The following is a 20,287-nucleotide window of genomic DNA, read 5'->3' as shown; positions in this document are numbered from 1 at the left end:
GCCAACCCGAGCGGCGCGGACGCTCCCCCGACGCGCGCGGGCGGCCCCCGGCGGCTCCCGGGCGGCTCCCCGGGGCACGGGCCGTCCGGCGGCTCCCGGTCCCCGGGCCGTGCGGATGCGGCCAGGGGGCCCCGCTATCCGAGGGCCGCCACCTTGTCCCGGTAGGTGCGCACCGGGCCCGCGTCGCGGTACGGCTCCAGACGGCGCTCGAAGTCGCGCACGTACTCCACGGCCCGCACCGACCGCATCTCCGCCGCCTGGCCGGCCGCCTCCACCGCGAGCTGGCACGCCTGGTCGAGTTCGCCGAGGCCGAGGCGGGCGGTGGCCAGGACGACCCGGCTGAACAGCCGGCTGCGGGCGTACGCCGGCGCGCGCAGTTGCAGGGAGCGCTCGGCGTGCTGGGCGGCGGCCCGGAACTGCTGGAGGTCGCGGTGGCAGTGGCCGAACTCGTCGGCCAGCTGCGCCTCGTCGAAGAACCGCGCCCAGTGCGGCACCTCGTCGCCGGGCCGGGCGCCCGCCAGGGCGCGTTCGGCGCGCACCAGCGCGGTGGTGCAGGCGCGCACCTCGCCGAGCACGCCGTGTCCGCGGGCCTCGGCCGCGTGCAGCAGCGCCTGCACGGCCGGCGGGACGGAGCCGCCCGCGCCCTGCTGGGCGACGCGGGCGAGCTGCACCGCCTCGCGCCCGTGCCCGAGGTACACGGCCTGGCGGCTCATCGTCACCAGGACGTAGGCGCCGTAGGCCCGGTCCCCGGCGGCCTGGGCGAGCCGCAGCGCCTGCACGAAGTAGCGCTGGGCGAGCCCGTGCGCGGCGATGTCGTACGAGGTCCAGCCGGCCAGCCGGGTCAGGTCGGCGGCGGCCGCGAACAGCCGGCGGCCGGTCTGCTCGCCGTAGGTGCCGCGCAGCATCGGTTCGCACTCGTGCTCCAGGTAGCGCACCAGTGCCTGCCGGGCGTGGCCGCCGCCGTAGGCGTCGTCGAGGGTGCGGAACAGCTCCCCGACGGAGCGCAGGGCGGCGATGTCGCCGCCGCTGACCCGCTGGCCCGGCCCGCGTTCGGCGCCGCGGGCCCGGCGGGGGACGAGTCCGGCGGCCCCGGGGGGCCGGACGGCCGGGCGTCCCTGGGCGGGGACCCGGACGGGGGGTTCCGCGCGGGCGACCTTCTCGTCGGGGCGGCCGATCAGCCAGTCCCGGCTGGGCACGACGAGCCCCGCGGAGGTGAAGGCGATCTTGCGGAGTTCGGCGTGGCTGCCGGAGTCCTTGCGCCACAGCCCGCTGACGATGTCGACGGCCTCCTCGGGGGTGGCCGCGAACTCCAGGCCCGCGTAGACGGGCGCGCAGGCGTCCAGGCCGAGGTCCTGGGCGGTGAGCCGGCGGCCGAGCCGGCGGGTGAAGACCTCGGCGATCAGGGCGGGGGTGGTGCCCCGGGGCTGCTGTCCGCGCAGCCAGCGGGTGACGGAGGTCTTGTCGTATCTCAGGTCGAGCCCGTGTTCGAGACCGAGCTGGTCCACGCGACGGGCGAGCCCCGCGTTGGAGAACCCCGCTTCTGCGATGAGCGCGGCGAGCTGGCGGTTGGGGGTGCGCTGCGCGGGTCGTTCCGTCATCTGCTGTGCGGTCTCCTGCCTTCCGGGCGAACTGTGAGCCGGGGTGCCTGTGAGCAGCCCGAATGGCCTCACGGTCGGCGCGAATGTAGCGGAGAGTAAGCGGGCGGTCGCACATTCCGTCAGGCATTCATCCGATCGTGTGAGGATTGGCCGGAAGGCTGACGGACGTACAGTGGCGTGGGCGCGTTGCGTGCCTTACGAGCTTTCTAGGGAGGCGCTTGCCGTGGGTGACGTGCGGTTCGTCCGGATGGGCTTCGGGGCCGAGGCCGTGGACTATCAGGTGGCCTGGGACGAACAGCGCCGGGTGCACGCCGCCCGCTTCGCCGACGAGGTGCCGGACACCGTGCTCCTCCTGGAGCACCCCCCGGTCTACACGGCGGGCCGCCGGACCGAGGAGAGCGAACGCCCCCTGGACGGCACCCCCGTGATCGACGTGGACCGCGGCGGCAAGATCACCTGGCACGGCCCCGGCCAGCTGGTGGGCTACCCGATCCAGAAGCTGCCCCGCCCCGTGGACGTGGTCGCCCACGTGCGCCGCCTGGAGGAGGCCCTGATCCGTACCTGCGCCGACTTCGGCCTGACAACCACCCGGGTCGAGGGGCGCAGCGGCGTGTGGGTGCTGGGCGACCCGGTCGAGCAGCGGCCCGTGCTCGGCGGGCTCTCCCTCGACTTCGACCCCCGGCTGCACGACGAGGAGTTCGACCCCCGGCTGAACGGCCCGGAGTACGCCCCGTCCAACGCCGGACAGCGGCGCGAGGACCGCAAGATCGCCGCCATCGGGATCCGGGTGGCCAAAGGCGTCACCATGCACGGCTTCGCGCTCAACGTGAACCCGGACAACGTCTGGTTCGACCGCATCATCCCCTGCGGCATCCGCGACGCGGGCGTGACCTCCCTGGCGAACGAGCTGGGGCGTGACGTCACCCTGGACGAGGTGCTGCCGGTCGTGGAGCGGCACCTGCGGGACATTCTGGAGAACGCGGACCTCAAGCCGCGGGAGATCGAGAGGACACCGGCGGCCTGACCGGCCCGGCCGGACGCCGCCTCCGGCCACCAAATCAACGGGCGTACCCTGGGGAACGCCGAAGAATCAAACGCTAGGGAGCCGATGTGTCCGCAGTCGCACCCGACGGACGCAAGATGCTGCGCCTGGAGGTCCGCAACAGCCAGACCCCCATCGAGCGCAAGCCCGAGTGGATCAAGACCCGGGCCAAAATGGGCCCCGAGTACTCCAAGATGCAGAACCTGGTCAAGAGCGAGGGTCTGCACACGGTCTGCCAGGAAGCCGGCTGCCCGAACATCTACGAGTGCTGGGAGGACCGCGAGGCCACCTTCCTGATCGGCGGCGACCAGTGCACCCGGCGCTGCGACTTCTGCCAGATCGACACCGGCAAGCCGGAGGCGCTCGACCGTGACGAGCCCCGCCGGGTGGGCGAGTCCGTGGTCACCATGGACCTGAACTACGCCACCATCACCGGCGTCGCCCGCGACGACCTGGAGGACGGCGGCGCCTGGCTGTACGCGGAGACCGTGCGCCAGATCCACGCGCAGACCGCGCAGCGCGCCGACGGCCGCACCAAGGTCGAACTGCTGGCCCCCGACTTCAACGCCGTGCCCGAGCAGCTGGCCGAGGTCTTCTCCTCCCGGCCCGAGGTGTTCGCGCACAACGTGGAGACGGTGCCCCGGATCTTCAAGCGGATCCGCCCCGGCTTCCGCTACGAGCGCTCGCTGAAGGTCATCACCGAGGCCCGCGACGTCGGCCTGGTCACCAAGTCCAACCTGATCCTCGGCATGGGCGAGACCCGTGAGGAGGTCAGCGAGGCACTGAAGCAGCTGCACGACGCCGGCTGCGAGCTGGTCACCATCACCCAGTACCTTCGCCCGTCCGTGCGGCACCACCCGGTGGAACGCTGGGTCAAGCCGCAGGAGTTCGTGGAGCTGAAGGAGGAGGCCGAGCAGATCGGCTTCTCCGGCGTCATGTCCGGCCCGCTGGTCCGCTCCTCCTACCGCGCGGGGCGGCTCTACCAGATGGCCGTCGAGAAGCGCGGCAGCTACGTGGCCGCCCAGGCGGTCTGACGGCTCCGGCGCCCCGGCCCCGCCCCGGCGGCGGGGCACCCGTCCCGCTCGCCGGGCCCGTCCCGCGCCGGCGGGGGCCGGTCCGGGAGTCCGGCGGGGCGGAGGGGCAGTCGAGCGGGGCGGAACGGCAGTCGAGCGGGGCGGAACGGTCCGGGAGTCCGGCGGGGCGGCGCGCCCCGGTTCTCCAACGGCCCGGGTGCGCGCCTGTGAAATGACGCACAAGAGACTACTGGCCAGTAATGGCCGAGAGCGCGCGGTCCCGCACGTCCTCGCAGATGAGGGCGCACGACGGGGCCGCGTCCTCGTTCGTGGGCCCGGTACCGGGCCTTCATGGGTGTTTGACCGGCGGGTCACGTCCTGGTAACACCAAGCAGTGACCCTGGAACGACAGCACGTACACCCGCACGTGCAACGACCGCGGAACCGTACCGAGAGGGACACCCGTCATGCAGGCCGCGCCCGTCCGCGCCAACGCCCTCCCCTCCTTCACCACCGCCCTGCGGGCCGTCGAGTCGCTGCTGATGAGCAGCGGCCAGCGCACCGCCCGCCGCAACGCCTGGACCTCCGTCCTGGAGGACCGCCGCCGCGCCAAGGACCGGGTCGAGACCGAGCGCGCGCTGCAGCAGTCGCTGCTCACGCGCCCCTGACCCGCCCGCACCCCGTCGCGTGCGCGTCCCGGCCGGGCACTGCCGTCGATCGCGCTCGCGGGGCCACGTAGACTTCGGGGCATGGCGAGGAAGGAAACCGCAGCGGACGCTGCGAACCCCGGGCGACTGAAGCAGATCGCCCTGACCTACAAGATGACCCGCAGGGCCGACAAGAAGATCGGTCTTGTACTCGCGGCTGTCGGAATCGTCACCTTCGGTGTCTTCCTCGCGATCGGTTTCTTGATCGGGCACCCCATCTATCTCGGCATCCTGGGCTTCCTGCTCGCCTTCCTCGCGACGGCGATCGTGTTCGGGCGCCGGGCCGAGCGGGCCGCGTTCGGTCAGATGGAGGGCCAGCCGGGCGCCGCCGCGGCCGTGCTGGACAACATCGGCCGGGGCTGGACGACCACCCCGGCGGTGGCCATGAACCGCAACCAGGACGTGGTGCACCGCGCGGTCGGCAAGGCCGGCATCATCCTGGTCGCCGAGGGCAACCCGAACCGGGTGAAGACCCTGCTGGCGGCGGAGAAGAAGCGGATGAACCGCATCGTCGCCGACGTGCCGGTGCACGACCTGATCGTCGGCACGGGCGAGGGCCAGGTCCCGCTGAAGAAGCTGCGCACCACCATGCTGAAGAAGCCCCGCGTGCTCACCGGCCCCCAGGTCACCGCGACCAACGACCGGCTGCGCGCGCTCGGCGACCTGATGAACAACATGCCGCTGCCGAAGGGTCCGATGCCCAAGGGCATGAAGCTCCCGAAGGGCGGCCCGCGGCAGCGCTGAGCTCCCACCGCGACGACGGACGGCAACGCGCCGAGGGGCGCCCGGACCACTCCGGGCGCCCCTCGGCGTTGTGCGTTGCCCGTGGGTGCGGTGCCGCGCGGGAGTGCGGTGTTGTGGTGCGCGGTGCGGTGTGTGGTGGGCGCTGCGCCTCGGGTGACGGATGCGCGGTGCGCCTCGGGTGACGGATGCGCGGGACGCCGCGTGTGCCGGTTGTGCGGTGCGGTCACGCGTACCGGTCGCGCGGGGGCAGTTGCGCGTGACGGTCGTGCGGGGCCGTCGCGTGGGAGTCGGGCGCCGCGGCGCTCCGTCGCGTTCCGTGTCCTTGCCCTGCCCTGTACGTTCCCTGCCCTGCCCCGCCCTGTCGTATACGGCACCCCGGCGCGTCGGGCTGTGGCCACGGCGTCACCGGGCCGTGCCCGTCGGGTGGGCAGTCGGGGGTGCGAGGGGTCTGGGGTGAGGAGGCCAGGGGACGGTCCGTACCGGACCGTCGAAGCCGCACCCGGTCCGCCGGGAGCCTCAGATCCGCACCTCGACCGTGCCGGCCATCCGGTCGTGCAGCCCCCGGCCGTCGCGGTCCCAGATCAGGGCGGGCAGGGCCAGGCAGAGCAGCAGGCTGCGCAGCAGCGCTCGCGCCGGCTGGACGCCCCCGGTGTTCAGGGCGACCACGCGCAGCCCGAACAGCCGCTTGCCGGGCGTGCAGCCGATCGTCCCGACGGTGAGCACGCTCATGACGAAGAAGATGAGCAGCGCCCAGTTGGACGACGTCTGGCCGTAGCTGCCGGTGATCAGCTGGGACGCGATCAGAGCACACATCGCCCAGTCCACCGCCAGCGCACCGAGCCTGCGGCCGGGGCGGGCGATCGAGCCCGGCCCGTCCTCGGGAAGCCCGAGCTGCTCGCCCCGGTACCCGAAGTCCGCACCGGCGTCCTCCATGGCCGCACGGGGGCCGGAGAGCCATGATCCGATTGCTTGCCTGTTGTCCACCCGTCCACGGTACTGCGCCCGCATATGACCGGAGGGGGGCGGGGTGTGTCCGGGACCTCGCAGGCGGGCGCGCGGTTAACTTGTGCGAAACAAATGGGTCACGCCCGAGAAATCACCCGTCCTTAGGGTCGAACACAGCGTGTGCCACCCGCACTGGCCGCACGAACGATCTACCACCCCGGCGGGACGGTCGGGAGTAGGAGGAGCTGGATGTTCCAGAACGCCGACGAGGCCAAGAAGTTCATCGCGGACGAGGACGTCAAGTTCATCGACGTCCGGTTCTGCGACCTCCCGGGTGTGATGCAGCACGTCACGGTCCCCGCCGAAGCGTTCGACCCGGACGAGGAGCTGGCCTTCGACGGATCCTCGATCCGCGGGTTCCAGGCCATCCACGAGTCCGACATGTCGCTGCGCGCCGACCTGTCCACGGCCCGCGTCGACTCGTTCCGCCGCGACAAGACGCTGAACATCAACTTCTTCATCCACGACCCGATCACGGGCGAGCAGTACTCCCGCGACCCGCGGAACGTGGCCAAGAAGGCCGAGGCGTACCTGGCCTCCACCGGCATCGCGGACACCGCGTTCTTCGGTCCCGAGGCCGAGTTCTACGTCTTCGACAGCGTGCGTTTCAAGACCTCCGAGAACGAGTCCTTCTACCACATCGACTCCGAGGCCGGCGCCTGGAACACCGGTGCGCTGGAGGACAACCGCGGTTACAAGGTCCGCTACAAGGGCGGCTACTTCCCGGTCCCGCCGGTCGACCACTTCGCCGACCTGCGCGCCGAGATCTCCCTGGAGCTGGCCAAGGCCGGCCTGAAGGTCGAGCGCCAGCACCACGAGGTGGGCACCGCCGGCCAGGCCGAGATCAACTACAAGTTCAACACGCTGCTCGCCGCGGCCGACGACCTCCAGCTCTTCAAGTACATCGTGAAGAACGTCGCCTGGCGCAACGGCAAGACGGCGACGTTCATGCCGAAGCCGATCTTCGGTGACAACGGCTCCGGCATGCACGTCCACCAGTCCCTGTGGGCGGGCGGCGAGCCGCTGTTCTACGACGAGCAGGGCTACGCCGGCCTGTCGGACATGGCCCGGTACTACATCGGCGGCATCCTCAAGCACGCCCCGTCGCTGCTGGCGTTCACCAACCCGACGGTGAACTCCTACCACCGTCTGGTGCCGGGCTTCGAGGCCCCGGTCAACCTGGTGTACTCGCAGCGCAACCGCTCCGCCGCGATGCGCATCCCGATCACCGGTTCCAACCCGAAGGCCAAGCGCGTCGAGTTCCGCGCCCCGGACGCCTCCGGCAACCCGTACCTGGCGTTCTCCGCGCTGCTGCTGGCGGGCCTGGACGGCATCAAGAACAAGATCGAGCCGGCCGAGCCGATCGACAAGGACCTCTACGAGCTGGCTCCCGAGGAGCACGCCAACGTGGCACAGGTCCCGACCTCCCTCGGCGCGGTGCTGGACCACCTCGAGGCCGACCACGAGTTCCTCCTCCAGGGCGACGTCTTCACGTCCGACCTGATCGAGACCTGGATCGACCTCAAGCGCACCAGCGAGATCGCCCCGCTGCAGCTGCGCCCGCACCCGCACGAGTTCGAGCTGTACTTCGACGTGTGACACCGCCCCGGGCCGGAGCGGGTAACCGCTCGCCTGGGCCGTCCGTGGGCCGTCGGCCGTGCTCTTCCCGCTGGGGAGAAGCACGGCCGACGGCCTGTTTCGTGGCGGCTGGTCAGGCCGGCAGGTCGCCCTCTGCCGGGCCGTCGCCCGCTTGGCGGCCGCCGATCGTCGGCCGGCCACCCGTTGAGGGAGCAGTACGTCGAGATCAAGTGCCCCGCCCGGGTCGTCGGAGGAACAGGCGCATGTGTCTGGCGTGGTGCGGCCGGCGGTGGTGGGGGGCGGGCGCGCGGGGGTGGGAGGACCGCTCTCCGGGCGCTCCGGTGGCCGGAACACTTCCGCCGGGGGCGGCCTTCAGGGGACCATGGGACCTGACACGGTTGTTCGAGAGAGGTCACGGGGATGTCCGAGAGGGACGAAGAGGAGCGGGAGTTCGACATCAGGTGGGCCGACGACGCCCCGCACAAGGAGCCGTCGGCGCGGGCCCGGATGCTCGCCGCCCGGTGGAAGGACAACCCTCCCGGGCCGGTCCCGTTCCGCCCCGAACCGGAGCACCGCGGGTCGGCCGGGCGCTCCCGCTGGACGTCGACCGTGCTGGTCCTGGGCGGGATCGTCGCGGTGATCCTGCTGCTGGGGTACATCGGCTTCCAGCCGTACTGATTCTCCCGCGACAGCCGCTCCCCCTCACGCCTATGGTCGGCGGGAACAACAGCTCGCGGGGGGCGTGGTGGACGTGGGGCGTGGAGAGAGCGCGGCGGTGCGGCTGCTCGGCGGGCCGTTCCCGGCCGAGGGCCTGGACGGCGGTGATCCAGGGGCCTGGACGGCCTTCGACCTGAGGCTCCGGTGGGACATCCGGTACGGGGCGGCGCCGCCCGACGGCCCGGACGCGCCCGGCCCGGACCCGGTGGCGCGGGCCGCGCGGGCGCTCTGTCATCCGGGCGGCCGCGTGCGCGAGGCGGCGCTCGGCAAGGCCGTGGCGCACCCGGTGCTGCTGCCCCTGCTGGTCCTGCGGGCGGCCGACTGGGTCGCACCGGTGCGGGAGCGGGCCCGCCGGCTGCTGACCGGGGTGCTCGACGTGGGGTCGGCGTTCGCCCTGGCACCGGTGGTCCTGCGCACCGGGGAACGTGAGCGGGGGGCGTTCGCGGTCGAGCTGCTGGGCTCCGTGCTGCGCCGGGCGCCGCGCGAGGAGGTGCTGCGGCTGTGCGCCCACCCGGAACGGGCCGTGCGCCGGTTCGCCGTCCGGCTGGCCGTCGGGGAGGGGCGGTTCTCCCCCGCCGAGCTGGCCCGTCGCGCCCACGCGGACCACGACGTCGTCGTCCGGTCGGTGTGCGCCGACGCCGCACTGGCGGCCCTGGCGCGCGGGGCCGACCGGGAGGGGGTGCTGGAACCGCTGCTGACCGCCCGCGGTCCGCGGGTCCGGGCGGCCGGGGTCACGGCGCTGCGGCGGGCGGGGCTGCCGGAGCGCGCCCAGGGGTTCCTGGCCGACCGGTCGGCGCTCGTGCGGGCCTGCGCGCGGTACGTGGTGCGGCAGGACGGCCGGGACCCGCTGTCCTGGTACCGGGAGCGGTGCGCCGGCCCGGAGGTGCCGCCGGACGCGGTGATCGGGCTGGCGGAGTGCGGGCAGCGGGGGGACGCCGCCGTGCTGTGGCCGCTGCTCGGCCATCCGGTGCCGCGGGTCCGGGCGCGGGCGATGGCCGGACTGCGTCTCCTGGACGCGGTCGACCCGGCACGGCTGCTGCCGCTGCTCGACGACCCGGCGCCGGGTGTGGTGCGGGAGACGGTGGCCGCGCTGCTGCCGTCCGCCCGGTCGCTGCCGGACGGGACGTTGACGGACCGCCTGGCGGGTCACCGGCCCCGGGCGACGCGCGTGGGCGCGTTCCGGCTGCTGGTCGCCCGAGGGGACGTGGCGGGGCTGCGGACGGCGGTGGGACTGCTGGGGGACACGGACGAGGGACTGCGGGAACGTGCGGAGCGGGCGGTACGGCGGTGGCAGCCCACGGAATCCGGGAACCCGGAGGTGGGCGTGCTGCTGGAGGCCGCCCGGCACCTCTTCGACGACGACGCCTACACCCGGCGCAGATGGATGGCGGGCCTGCCCCGGTGACCCGGTGACCCAGTGACGCGGAGGCCGGTGCTCGGTTCCCGGGGCTTGCCGGGATTCCCGGAAGTTGCCGGAAGTTGCCGGGAGAAGCCGGGAGCAGCCGGGAGTCCCCGGTGCCTCCGGTGCCCCGGCGAGCAGGGCACCGGGACCCGGGGCTCCGCCGGCCGAGGGTCCGGTGAGGAGCCCCGCCGGTGCGGGGCCCCTCACCGCTTCAGCGGTTGTAGCGCATGAAGGCGCGGACCATGTGGCACGTGGTGTCCGACGGCGGGTGCACGCCGATCATCTCGGCGGCGCTGCGGATCGTCTCGTTGCGGGCCTGGCCGGGCAGGTAGACGCCGGAGTCGAGCAGGGCTATGGCCAGGCGCATCGCCTTCAGCCGGCGGTTGTGCGTGACGTACCACTCGCGGGGGCGGCCGGGCGGCAGCGGGCGCTTCTCGACCGGAGCGCAGGGCAGTTCGAGCAGGACGGGGCGCTTGGCGGTGGACTGGGTGGGCAGGGGCTTCGGCTTCAGGGCGGCAGCGGGCACGGGCATCCTCCAGTCGCGGACGGGGCAGCTCCGAAGTCGACGGCGACCCCGGCGATTCCCTCGAACACTGCTTCCAGTGTACTGCCCGGCACTGACATTCCGGGGGCCTGTGGACAACCACAAAGGCCCAGTTCAGGACGTATTTTGAGGGCGCGTCACGGGAGATTCGAGGGAGGCGCGCGGGGCGCCTGAAATTCGAACAGAGCGGGTCCCGCGCGGGCGGGCGTACGGTGGGCCCATGGAGATCTGGATCAACCCCGCCTGTTCCAAGTGCCGCAGCGCGCTCAGCCTGCTCGACGCGGAGGGCGCCGAGTACACCGTCCGGCGCTACCTGGAGGACGTGCCCAGTGAGGACGAGATCCGCGAGGTGCTCGGACGGCTCGGCCTGGAGCCGTGGGACATCACGCGCACCCAGGAGGCCGCGGCCAAGGAGCTGGGGCTCAAGGAGTGGCCGCGGGACGCCGGTGCGCGGGACCGGTGGATCACGGCGCTCGCGGAGCACCCCAAGCTGATCCAGCGGCCCATCATCACCGCCGACGACGGCACGGCGGTGGTCGGCCGCAGCGAGGAGGCGGTGCGGGACGCGCTGTCCCGTTAGCAGCACCGTCCACCCCAACCGGGGTGTGACGCAGGTTACTTCGCGGACTTGGGCCGACCGCTGAGCAACTCCGTTCGGTATCTCGTACATAGCGGCGTACGCTCCCCCCCATCCTCTTCAGGAGGCGCGCATGTCGCGTAGGAGAACTCTCGGTCCGAAGAAGAAGCTGGCGCTCCTGCTGAGCGCGGCGACGGTGGCGGGAGGCGGCGCCTTCGTCATGGCGACGACGTCGAACGCCGCCCAGACGCCGTCCGTCAAGGCGGCGGGCGACTCGACCGTGTGTCAGGGCCTGGCCACCGCGCTCGGCAACAACCAGAAGTTCATCGAGGGCCAGCGGGCCGCCCCCGACGCCCAGTCGGAGGCCAGGATCGCCAACCGCGAGGCGGTCATCGAGGAGATCAAGCGCAAGCAGGAGGCGTCCGGGTGCACGGTGGGGGAGTCGGCTCAGGGCTCCCAGGCCGGTCAGCCGGCGGCGCCCTCCCAGCCCGCGCAGGGTGAGCAGGCGGGCGGCGGTGACGCCGCGCAGAACCCGGGCGGTGACGGCGCCGCGGCCGTGGGCGAGCAGGTGTGCAACGGCTCGACGGTCACCCTCTCCGGCGAGCCGGGCGCCCCGGCCGCGTCCAGCAACCAGTTCCCGGCCGGGACCCGGCTGAAGGTCACCAACTTGGACAACAACAAGTCCACGACGGTGGAGGTGACCTCCACCTCCGGGAGCTGTGTCCTGCTCAACGACGCCGCCTTCGAGCAGGTCCGGGAGCCCGGCAAGTTCCTGATCCGCCGGGCCGTGATCGAGAAGGTGGGGTGACGCCCGGGCCGTCAGGAATTCCCCGACGGCGGTCCTCACAGGGGGGCGAGGCGTGCTTTTCGGCCACGTCTCGGCTCAGGACCGCCGTCCCACGGGGGCCCGCCGCTCCGGCCAGGAGCGGCGGGCCCCCGCCCGTGCCCCCGACTGCCCGCGCCGGCCGCACGGCATACGACAGCCGCACGGCGGACGGCCTCCGGGCGGCGCCACCAGCAGGGGGCGTACGCCGGCCGGCGTACGGCGACGCGGGCACGGCGGAGTCGGTAACACGGCATTCACGTGCGGGCAATGGACGGGAAATCGCCTGTTGACAAGCTGCGGGACATCAGCGTGGCGCCCCGCCGGGCGCGGCGCGGCAGCACCCGCACCAGCGCCCCGACCACCCCGAAGGATGTGGACCGTGAGCTTCAAGGCCGAGTACATCTGGATCGACGGCACCGAGCCGACCGCCAAGCTGCGCTCCAAGACGAAGATCCTCGGTGACGGCGACAAGGGCGCCGGCCTGCCGGTCTGGGGCTTCGACGGGTCGTCCACCAACCAGGCCGAGGGGCACGCCTCCGACCGCGTCCTCAAGCCGGTCTTCGTGTGCCCGGACCCGATCCGCGGCGGCGACGACGTGCTGGTGCTGTGCGAGGTCCTGCACACCGACATGACGCCCCACGAGTCGAACACCCGGGCCGCCCTGGCCGAGGTGGCCGAGCGGTTCGCCGCCCAGGAGCCGGTCTTCGGCATCGAGCAGGAGTACACCTTCTTCCGGGACGGCCACCCGCTCGGCTTCCCCAAGGGCGGCTTCCCCGCCCCGCAGGGCGGCTACTACTGCGGTGTCGGCTCCGACGAGATCTTCGGCCGGGACGTCGTCGAGGCGCACCTGGACAACTGCCTGAAGGCGGGACTCGGCATCAGCGGCATCAACGCCGAGGTCATGCCCGGCCAGTGGGAGTTCCAGGTCGGCCCGCTGGCCCCGCTGGAGGTCGCCGACCAGCTGTGGGTGGCCCGCTGGCTGCTGTACCGCACCGCGGAGGACTTCGGCGTCGCCGCGACCCTCGACCCCAAGCCGGTCAAGGGCGACTGGAACGGCGCGGGCGCCCACACCAACTTCTCCACCAAGGCCATGCGCGAGGGCTACGACGCCATCATCACGGCCTGCGAGTCGCTGGGCGAGGGCTCCAAGCCGCTGGACCACGTCAAGAACTACGGTTCCGGCATCGACGACCGCCTCACCGGCCTGCACGAGACGGCCCCGTGGGACCAGTACTCCTACGGCGTCTCCGACCGCGGTGCCTCGGTGCGCATCCCGTGGCAGGTGGAGAAGGACGGCAAGGGCTACATCGAGGACCGCCGGCCCAACGCCAACGTCGACCCCTACGTGGTGACGCGCCTGCTCGTCGACACCTGCTGCACCGCGCTGGAGAAGGCCGGCCCGGTCTGAGCCGTCCCAAGTCCGTACCGAAAGCCGTCCGTGAGGGGGCGTCCGCCGTACCGGCGGGCGTCCCCTCACGACGTGCGGGCGGTACGGGCCCGGGGCGGGTGTCCGAGCGGTGGGAACGGACTCCTGCGGGCGGCCGGGGTCTGCTTCAATGGGGGGCATGGCCAGCCACCGGAAGTCCGTCGCGACGGGTCGCCACGACCTCGAGCCCTTCTGGCCCTCCCGGCAGCACCACGACTTCGACCGGGTGTGTTGTCGCGCGTCGCACGCGCCGGCCCGGTAGAGCACCGCACACCACCACCTCCCGGTCTCCCGGCGCGCACCGCGTACGTCCACGACGGTCCGCCCCGGTCCTCTCCTCGCGCGGCCGTCGTCCCTCCCGACGCACGTCCCTCCGCGCGAAAGAGCTGATCCGTCATGGCGACCCCCCGTTCCCTCCCCCGTCCCGTGTCCACCGCCGCTGCCCCCGTCCCCGCCGCCCACCCGGCGTCTCCCGCCGTCTCCCCCGCCGCGGCCACCGACCGTCCCCGGCACCGGCTGCGCGCCGTCGACCGGGACGACGTGGTCACCGTCGCGGACCTGCTGCCGCCGGGGGCCACCTGGCTGCCCGCGCCGCGGCACGCGCTGCCGGTGCTGCCCGGGCAGCCCCCGATGGTGGGCTACCTGGTGCTGGTCCCCGCCGACCGGCAGCCGCCGTTCCCGGTGGCCGCGCAGGACCCGGCGGACCGGGGCGGCGCGGACGCGCCCGCGCCCACCGGGGGCGACGACCTGGTCCGCGTCGACCGAGGCCGGCGCACCGCCTCCGTGGACGGCCGCGAACTCGACCTCACCTACCTGGAGTTCGAGCTGCTGGCCCATCTCGTCGGCCACCCCCACCGGGTGCACACCCGTGAGCAGCTGGTCGGCACGGTCTGGGGCTACGGCCACGTGGGCGACGGCCGGACCGTCGACGTCCACATCGCGCGGCTGCGCCGCAAGCTGGGGGCCGAGCACCGGAAGGCCATCCGCACGGTGCGCCGGGTCGGCTACCAGTACGTCCCGCCGACCGGACGCTGACCGCCGGGGGCCTGCCTCCCGGCCGCCCCGGCCCGCCGTCGAGGAACGGCCGGAGAGCAGCCGGAGAACGGCCGAAGAACGGTCGAAGCGCGGCACGGGGACCGGACGCCCGTGTCCGCCGTCGGGGGACGGGGACCGGACGTCCCCGTCCCCCGACGGCAGAGAGCCGTTCCCGGGGTCCGCCCGGCCGGGCGGAGTCACCGGCGGGCGAGGGCGCCCGCCGAGGTCCACGGCGTCGGCCTCGGCCGACCCGCCGGCTCCCCCGCCCGCCGGCTCCCCTGGCCGCCGTCGGCGGGCGCGGGTTCCGGCGGTGGCCGGGCCGCCGCCCCGGCTCCTCACCCGGGGTGGACGACGGGCAACTCCCCGTAGGACAGCGGCTGTTGAAACCCCTGGGGCGCAGGAAGTTCCCATCGATTTCCGGGACGGGTGAACACCCCGGAGGCGGCTCCCGTATTCAAGGGAGCCGCTTCACTCCTGTCGGGCGCCTCGATGCCCCGCAATGGGATGCCCCGCAAGGAAGTCAGAGGAGTTCCATGGGACGCAACACAAGAAAACGCCGTACGCCGCTGGCCACCAAGGCCATTGCCGCATCGGCGGCCCTAGCGCTCGGTGGGGGCGGGCTGATCTGGGCGAACTTCTACGCATCGGCGCACGAGAAGGCGCCGGACAACCGGACGAAACGGAACGTGTCGCAAGTCGTCACGATCTACTGTCCGGACGTGGGCCAGAAGCTCCGCAACGTGCCGGACCGGGCCCGTGGCGAGGTCGACGGTGAACTGGCCTCGATGGACCAGCAGATCACCGACGCCTACCAGCGCCTGGTCACCACGCGCCGCGCGCAGGCCGGCGACGCGAACTTCGTCCAGAACTCCATTCTGGGTCCGCTCAAGGACCGGCGGAAGGTGCTGATCGACCGCATCAAGCTGCAGATCAACCGGGCCGGGGGCAAGGCTCCCGGCAACCTGGACCGGCTGGCCGGATGCACCGGCCGCCCGGCCGGCGGTCAGAGCGGTGGCCAGAACGGCGGCGGCCAGAACGACGGTCAGAACGGCGGCGGTCAGAACGACGGTGGCCAGCCGGACGACAACGGCAACGGTGTCGCCGGGCCGGTGGCGGCCGACTTCATCGACATCAAGGACGTCCCGCCCAACTCCCGCAACCTGCCGAACGGTCTGCCCGCCAACGGCGACACCGGTTCCACCGGCACGTTCACCACGGAGTGCGGCACCAACGAGAACAACCTGTTCAACAGCGACAACCTGATCGCCGCCCCGGGCGTCGACAACGGCGCGCACCACGTGCACGACTACGTCGGCAACCAGGACAACGACGCGTTCTCCAGCGACGAGGACCTCGCCAACGCCGAGACCTCCTGCCAGAACCAGGGCGACAAGTCGACCTACTACTGGCCGGTGCTGCGCCTGCAGGACGGCACGGAGGAGTTCGACGCCAACGACCAGGGCGGCGGCGCCGAGGGCAACATCGGCCGGATCCTCAAGCCGGCGCAGGCGGAGCTGAAGTTCGTCGGCAACAAGCAGGGTGACGTCGTCGCGATGCCGAGGTTCCTGCGCATCATCACCGGTGACGCCAAGTCCTTCGTCAACGGCACCGCGAACGCCAACACCTCCTGGAGCTGCACCGGCTTCGAGGACCGGCAGTCGACGGACAAGTACCCGCTGTGCCCCGAGGGCAGCCAGGTGGTCCGGACGTCCAACTTCCAGAGCTGCTGGGACGGCCAGAACATCGACAGCGCCAACCACCGGGACCACATGGCCTTCGTCCAGGCCGACGGCAGCTGCCCGAACGGCTTCCAGGCCATTCCGCAGCTCCAGGTCAAGCTGGTGTACGACATCCCCACCCCGACCATCGAGAACGGTCAGGTGCAGAACCCGTACGCCGTGGACAGCTTCCCGGAGCAGCTGCACAAGCCGATCACCGACCACAACGACTTCATCAACGTCATGGACGAGGACCTGATGAACCAGGTGGTGCAGTGCATCAACAACGGTGAGGACTGCACGTAGTCCGCGGTTCCACCGGTCGCCGGCAGGCGAAAGGGCCGGTGGCGGGAGTGATCTCCCGCCACCGGCCCTTCGGTGTGTCCGGCGTCCGAGGTGCGGACCGCGGACGACGCGGACGACGGGGACGGCGGGCGTGACGGAGGGCTCAGCCGCCGTGCCCGGCGTGGCCGGCGTGCCCGCCCCCGGTCCCGCCGTCCTTCGAGCCGCCGCCGTCGCCGCCGTGGCCGCTGTGGTCGATGCCCTCCTCGACGTCACCGCCGAGCCGGCCCCGCAGGTCCTCCAGCACCTTCTCGTGGCCGACCACCACCCACTTGCGGCCCACCAGGTAGAGACCGCCGTAGTCCTTGGCGGTGTCGATCCACTCCCGCTGGCCGCGGTCGGTGGCGAAGGTGGCGAGGATGTACTTCTCCTTGCCCTTCTTGCAGATCGCCTGGCGGATCGTGTCGGCGTCGGTCTGCATGTCCGGGTCGCACTTCACCTCGGCCGCCAGGTGCTCCAGGCTGCCGGTGGCGGTGGGCGGCACGTCCCGCTCCCCGTCGTCGCCGGCCCCGCAGCCCGCCAGCGCCAGTGCCGCCACCACGCCGGTCAGCGCGAGCATCGGTCGGGTCAGCCTCATGATGTTCCTCCGGTCCTTCCGGCGACATGCCGCACGGAGCCCCGGCGGGGGCTCTCCGTCTCCGATACGGATCGAACGCCCGGGACGCTCAATCCCGGGCACATCCGGCCGCGGAACACCCGCCGGCGGGCCCCGGCCGGCGGGACCGGGACCGGCGCCCCCGCGCCCGTGCGGCCGGGAGCGGGCGGTGGTGACACGTGCCGTCCGGTGACCAACCACGGGTTCGCTCGTTCTGCGATACGTGCAGTCACAGGATGTCGCCCAGCGCCCCGCAGCCTCCTCGCCCGCCGGACCGGCCGTCGACGTCGAGCAGGCCGAGGCCGCCCTCGTCGAGCACTACCCGCGGCTCGTCCGGCTCGCCTATCTGGTGCTGCCGCCCGGTCCCGGCCGCAGCCGCCGGGTGCTGACCGCGCACGCGCTGACCCAGCGTGCGCTGCCCCGGAGCCGTACGGCGGCGCCCGTGATCCCTGCCCAGTCCACCGGCCGGGACGGCGACCCCGGGTACGCGCTGGTGCGGCTGAAGGTGCTGCGGGCGGCGCTGGAGGCGGGGCGGCCGCTCCGGCGTCGGGCGTGGCCGAAGCGGGCGCAGCTCCCGCCGCTGCTGCCCCAGGTGTGGGGCCTGCGGCTGTTCCCGCGGTCCGGCGGGGCCGAGGAACTCGCCCTGGACCAGCGGCTGGGCGAGCTGTCCGGGGCGGCGCGTGCCGCGTACGTGCTGCGCGGCCTGGAGCGGCTCCCGGACGCCGAGGTGCGCGAGGCGCTCGGCGCGGCCGGGGTCGCCGACCCGGACGCCGCGCTGCGGGAGGCGGACCGGGTGCCCGCGGAGCACCGGCTGCTCGGCTCCCCGGAGTTCGACCCGTGCGCGCTCCAGGCCCGCCCGACCGACCTGCTGCGCCGCCGCCAGCACCTGAAGGCCGCCCTGGTCGCCGGGGCCGCGCTGGTCGTGTGCGGCGCCCTGCTGGGGCTGCCCGGTGACGGCTGGGGCCCGGACGGGGCCGCGGCGCCGCCGTACGCACGCAACCCGGCCGCGCAGGCCGCCCTCGAACCCGGGCAGCTCACCCGGGTCGCCCCCAGCGCGTGGAAGACGTCCGCGCGCACCGACTTCTCCGTCTGGCCCGCCCGCGGTGACGGCGTGGACGACGACGCCCTGCTGCGCCGCGCCCTCGCGGTGTGGGCCCGGCCGGGCGAGCGGGTGCAGGTGTCGGCGACGCCGGGGACGCCCACCGGGGGTCCGGCCGGGCCGCCCCAGCTGCTGTACGCGGGCGTGGTGGACAACGCGCGGGTGGTGCTCCTGCACGACGGGCTGCGCATCGCCCGGTACGCGGAACCCAAGGACGGCACCGAGGGCGCCGCCCTGGACTTCGCCCGGGTCGACGGCGCCGGCCGGGCGGAGGCGAGCGCGCTGGTGCTGAGCCGGTCCGACGGCAACGTCCGCTACCTGACGGCACCGTGGGTGCGGTCGGCGGGCGAACGGGACCTGCGGGAGCCGCAGGCCGCCGCGATGGAGCTCACCCTGACCGACGGGGTGACCTCGCCGCTGGCGAGCCCGGCCGTGCAGCAGGGCGGGTGCTCGTCGTGGAACGTGCTGGAGCTGACCGACGGCACGGGCAGCCGGCTGGTCACCGACCTCGGCGAGGTGGTCCCGGCCCGCCTGACCGCCGGCCGGCCCTCCGCGCCGCGCGAGGCGTCCGGGGCCGAGGCGCTGCGCACCTGGGCGCCGTACGCCTGCTCGCTCACCGCGATGCGGTCGGCGGGGGTGCGGAGCGTGAACGTGTGGGCGTTCGCCGAGCAGCCGATGCCCGGTGCCCAGGCGGCCCCGGGCGGCGCCGTACTGCCCGGGGGCGCGGCCGGGACGGGGCAGTGGGTGTGCACCCGGGCCGAGACCTGGCGCGGCGAAGGGGCGCGGGTGCTGGCGCAGTTCCGCACGCCGGGCGGGTCGTCGGGCGCGGTCACGGCGAAGGCCGAGGACGTCCCGGCGTGCGGGGCCCGTTCCCCCCACGTGCTGGCCGGGGTGCTGTGGAAGGCGGAGGAGACGGGTACCTGGTACCTGTTGGCGGCCGGGAGCCGCGACGTGGCGTCGGTGACGGCGACGGGCGGCGTCCGGGGCACCGCGCAGGGCAACCTGCTGTCCGTCGAGGCCGAACAGGGCGCCCGCGCCGACCTGGAGGGCACCCTGAAGGACGGCGGGACGGTCCGGGGGCTCGGCTGACCGGTCGCTGAACACCCGCGCTCGGTCCGGACCGTTCGCGGCTGGAATCGATCGGTATGGTGTTCGCATGACTACCGGGGTACGCCGCAGAATGGGAGTCGAGGAGCGGCGGCAGCAGTTGATCGGCGTCGCCCTCGAACTGTTCAGCCGCCGCTCGCCCGACGAGGTGTCCATCGACGAGATAGCGTCGGCGGCGGGTATCTCGCGCCCCTTGGTGTACCACTACTTCCCCGGCAAACTCAGCCTGTACGAGGCCGCGTTGCAGCGGGCCGCGGACGATCTGGCGTCGCGGTTCGCGGAGCCCCACGAGGGGCCGCTGGGCGCTCGGCTGCGGCGCGTGATGGGCCGCTACTTCGACTTCGTCGACGAGCACGGCCCGGGCTTCTCCGCGCTGATGCGCGGCGGCCCGGCGGTCGGTTCCTCCACCACCAACGCGCTGATCGACGCCGTCCGGCAGGCCGCCTATGACCAGATGCTGTCGCACCTGGGCGTGGTGGGTCCGGTACCGGCGCGCCTGGAGCTGGTGGTCCGGTCCTGGATCTCGCTGGCCGAGTCCACCGCGCTGATCTGGCTGGACGGGCGGAGGATACCCCGCGCCGAGCTGGAGACGCAGCTGGTGCACGACTTCGCGGCACTGGCCGCGGTGGCCGCCGCCGCCGACGAGGAACTGGCCGCGCTGTTGCGGGGCCTGCTGAAGAACGAGCCGGGCGACGGCCCGTTCACCGATCTGGCCACCCGGCTGATCCACCTGGCCTCCGGGTGAGCGGGACGGCCACGTGGGGCCTGGTCGTGGAGACGACCGTGGGCACCGGGCAGCGCAAGCACACCGAGGCGCAGGTGGTGGCCCATGTCACCGGCTCTCGGGCGGAGGCGCTGGAGGAACTGGAGCGACGGGCCCGGACCTACCAGCCGTGGCACCCGACGAGCCCGAAGCGCCGTCGGCTGCTGCGGGTGGACGACGGCTTCCTGCTCGTCGTCGACGGGGCGTACCAGTCGTTCGGCACCCGGTTCACGGTGGCGGAGCTGCTGGCGGACTCGGACGCGTCCGCCGCCCCGGACCCCGGCCCCGAGGAGGCCCGGGAGCCCGCGCCGGCCGCCCCCGCGCTCGATCCCGCCCCGGCAGCACCGCAGGACCCGCCGCCCCCGGCTGAGCCGGACGCCGTCGGCGAGCTGGACGAGGACGGCGTCCCCGTCCGCCCGTCGTGGCTGGGCCGACCGGACCTCTGAGGG

The 20,287-nt window shown here is 73.3% G+C and carries 20 protein-coding genes; 16 read left to right on the top strand and 4 right to left on the bottom strand.

The window, feature by feature from the left end; all coding sequences use genetic code 11:
- Positions 1-134 precede the first annotated feature (134 nt).
- On the bottom strand, positions 135-1,598 hold the full coding sequence (locus ACSU53_RS22800; RefSeq protein WP_437030482.1) for a regulator: 1,464 nt from the start codon (positions 1,596-1,598) through the stop codon (positions 135-137).
- A 223-nt stretch (positions 1,599-1,821) separates the two neighbouring features.
- Here ACSU53_RS22800 and lipB point away from each other — a divergent pair, with 223 nt between their 5' ends.
- From lipB to ACSU53_RS22780, 4 genes are all read left to right on the top strand, one after another.
- Positions 1,822-2,622: a lipoyl(octanoyl) transferase LipB gene (gene lipB, locus ACSU53_RS22795; protein ID WP_437030480.1), complete on the top strand. Its 801-nt coding sequence runs from the start codon at positions 1,822-1,824 to the stop codon at positions 2,620-2,622.
- Positions 2,623-2,708: 86 nt separating this feature from the next.
- Positions 2,709-3,674, top strand: a complete 966-nt coding sequence (lipA, locus tag ACSU53_RS22790; protein WP_437030478.1) for a lipoyl synthase — start codon at positions 2,709-2,711, stop codon at positions 3,672-3,674.
- 446 nt (positions 3,675-4,120) lie between these two features.
- The gene (locus ACSU53_RS22785; protein WP_437030476.1) at positions 4,121-4,321 is read left to right on the top strand and encodes an SCO2195 family GlnR-regulated protein; all 201 of its coding nucleotides are present in this window, start codon (positions 4,121-4,123) and stop codon (positions 4,319-4,321) included.
- A gap of 81 nt (positions 4,322-4,402) precedes the next feature.
- Positions 4,403-5,104 (top strand): DUF4191 domain-containing protein, encoded by a 702-nt coding sequence (locus ACSU53_RS22780; RefSeq protein ID WP_437030475.1) that lies wholly within the window; start codon positions 4,403-4,405, stop codon positions 5,102-5,104.
- Between the two features lie 516 nt (positions 5,105-5,620).
- On the opposite strand, the gene ACSU53_RS22775 is transcribed toward ACSU53_RS22780, so the two are convergent.
- Positions 5,621-6,088 carry an RDD family protein gene (locus tag ACSU53_RS22775; RefSeq protein WP_362089145.1) on the bottom strand — a complete coding sequence of 156 codons (468 nt, stop codon included), beginning with the start codon at positions 6,086-6,088 and terminating at the stop codon, positions 5,621-5,623.
- A 210-nt stretch (positions 6,089-6,298) separates the two neighbouring features.
- Here ACSU53_RS22775 and glnA point away from each other — a divergent pair, with 210 nt between their 5' ends.
- From glnA to ACSU53_RS22760, 3 genes are all read left to right on the top strand, one after another.
- Entirely contained in the window at positions 6,299-7,708 is a 1,410-nt protein-coding gene (gene glnA, locus ACSU53_RS22770; RefSeq protein ID WP_437030473.1) for a type I glutamate--ammonia ligase, read from the top strand.
- Between the two features lie 399 nt (positions 7,709-8,107).
- Complete coding sequence (locus tag ACSU53_RS22765) at positions 8,108-8,365, top strand: hypothetical protein (RefSeq protein ID WP_432058908.1); 258 nt, start codon at positions 8,108-8,110, stop codon at positions 8,363-8,365.
- A 73-nt stretch (positions 8,366-8,438) separates the two neighbouring features.
- The gene (locus tag ACSU53_RS22760; protein WP_437030471.1) at positions 8,439-9,809 is read left to right on the top strand and encodes a hypothetical protein; all 1,371 of its coding nucleotides are present in this window, start codon (positions 8,439-8,441) and stop codon (positions 9,807-9,809) included.
- 208 nt (positions 9,810-10,017) lie between these two features.
- Here the strand turns inward: ACSU53_RS22760 and ACSU53_RS22755 are convergent, their stop codons facing one another.
- Complete coding sequence (locus ACSU53_RS22755) at positions 10,018-10,332, bottom strand: hypothetical protein (RefSeq protein WP_432058912.1); 315 nt, start codon at positions 10,330-10,332, stop codon at positions 10,018-10,020.
- A 238-nt stretch (positions 10,333-10,570) separates the two neighbouring features.
- Here ACSU53_RS22755 and ACSU53_RS22750 point away from each other — a divergent pair, with 238 nt between their 5' ends.
- The 6 genes from ACSU53_RS22750 (at position 10,571) to ACSU53_RS22725 (ending at position 16,238) form a co-directional block, all read left to right on the top strand.
- A complete protein-coding gene (locus ACSU53_RS22750; protein ID WP_437030469.1) occupies positions 10,571-10,930 on the top strand; it encodes an arsenate reductase family protein in 360 nt (119 codons plus the stop codon).
- A 130-nt stretch (positions 10,931-11,060) separates the two neighbouring features.
- Positions 11,061-11,735, top strand: coding sequence for a hypothetical protein (locus ACSU53_RS22745; protein WP_437030467.1), 675 nt, complete (start codon positions 11,061-11,063; stop codon positions 11,733-11,735).
- Positions 11,736-12,132: 397 nt separating this feature from the next.
- Entirely contained in the window at positions 12,133-13,161 is a 1,029-nt protein-coding gene (gene glnII, locus ACSU53_RS22740; RefSeq protein ID WP_437030466.1) for a glutamine synthetase, read from the top strand.
- Between the two features lie 157 nt (positions 13,162-13,318).
- The gene (locus ACSU53_RS22735; protein ID WP_275413330.1) at positions 13,319-13,441 is read left to right on the top strand and encodes a hypothetical protein; all 123 of its coding nucleotides are present in this window, start codon (positions 13,319-13,321) and stop codon (positions 13,439-13,441) included.
- A 134-nt stretch (positions 13,442-13,575) separates the two neighbouring features.
- Entirely contained in the window at positions 13,576-14,214 is a 639-nt protein-coding gene (locus ACSU53_RS22730) for a winged helix-turn-helix domain-containing protein (protein WP_437030463.1), read from the top strand.
- A gap of 533 nt (positions 14,215-14,747) precedes the next feature.
- Positions 14,748-16,238 carry a DUF1996 domain-containing protein gene (locus ACSU53_RS22725; protein ID WP_437030461.1) on the top strand — a complete coding sequence of 497 codons (1,491 nt, stop codon included), beginning with the start codon at positions 14,748-14,750 and terminating at the stop codon, positions 16,236-16,238.
- Positions 16,239-16,380: 142 nt separating this feature from the next.
- Here the strand turns inward: ACSU53_RS22725 and ACSU53_RS22720 are convergent, their stop codons facing one another.
- Positions 16,381-16,851, bottom strand: a complete 471-nt coding sequence (locus ACSU53_RS22720) for a hypothetical protein (protein WP_437030459.1) — start codon at positions 16,849-16,851, stop codon at positions 16,381-16,383.
- A 241-nt stretch (positions 16,852-17,092) separates the two neighbouring features.
- On the opposite strand from ACSU53_RS22720, the gene ACSU53_RS22715 reads away from it, so the two are divergent.
- The 3 genes from ACSU53_RS22715 to ACSU53_RS22705 all read left to right on the top strand — a co-directional run bounded on the left by ACSU53_RS22715 (position 17,093) and on the right by ACSU53_RS22705 (position 20,284).
- Complete coding sequence (locus ACSU53_RS22715; RefSeq protein ID WP_437030457.1) at positions 17,093-19,057, top strand: hypothetical protein; 1,965 nt, start codon at positions 17,093-17,095, stop codon at positions 19,055-19,057.
- 67 nt (positions 19,058-19,124) lie between these two features.
- Complete coding sequence (locus ACSU53_RS22710; RefSeq protein ID WP_437030455.1) at positions 19,125-19,820, top strand: TetR/AcrR family transcriptional regulator; 696 nt, start codon at positions 19,125-19,127, stop codon at positions 19,818-19,820.
- A complete protein-coding gene (locus ACSU53_RS22705; protein WP_437030452.1) occupies positions 19,817-20,284 on the top strand; it encodes a hypothetical protein in 468 nt (155 codons plus the stop codon). The genes ACSU53_RS22710 and ACSU53_RS22705 overlap by 4 nt, the downstream gene beginning before the upstream one ends.
- The last annotated feature ends 3 nt before the right edge of the window (positions 20,285-20,287 follow it).

The organism is Streptomyces sp. enrichment culture, from assembly GCF_964273255.1.
Lineage (GTDB): Bacteria > Actinomycetota > Actinomycetes > Streptomycetales > Streptomycetaceae > Streptomyces.
Note: the sequence above shows the minus strand (reverse complement) of the source record. Positions and strands in the feature narration are given on the sequence as shown.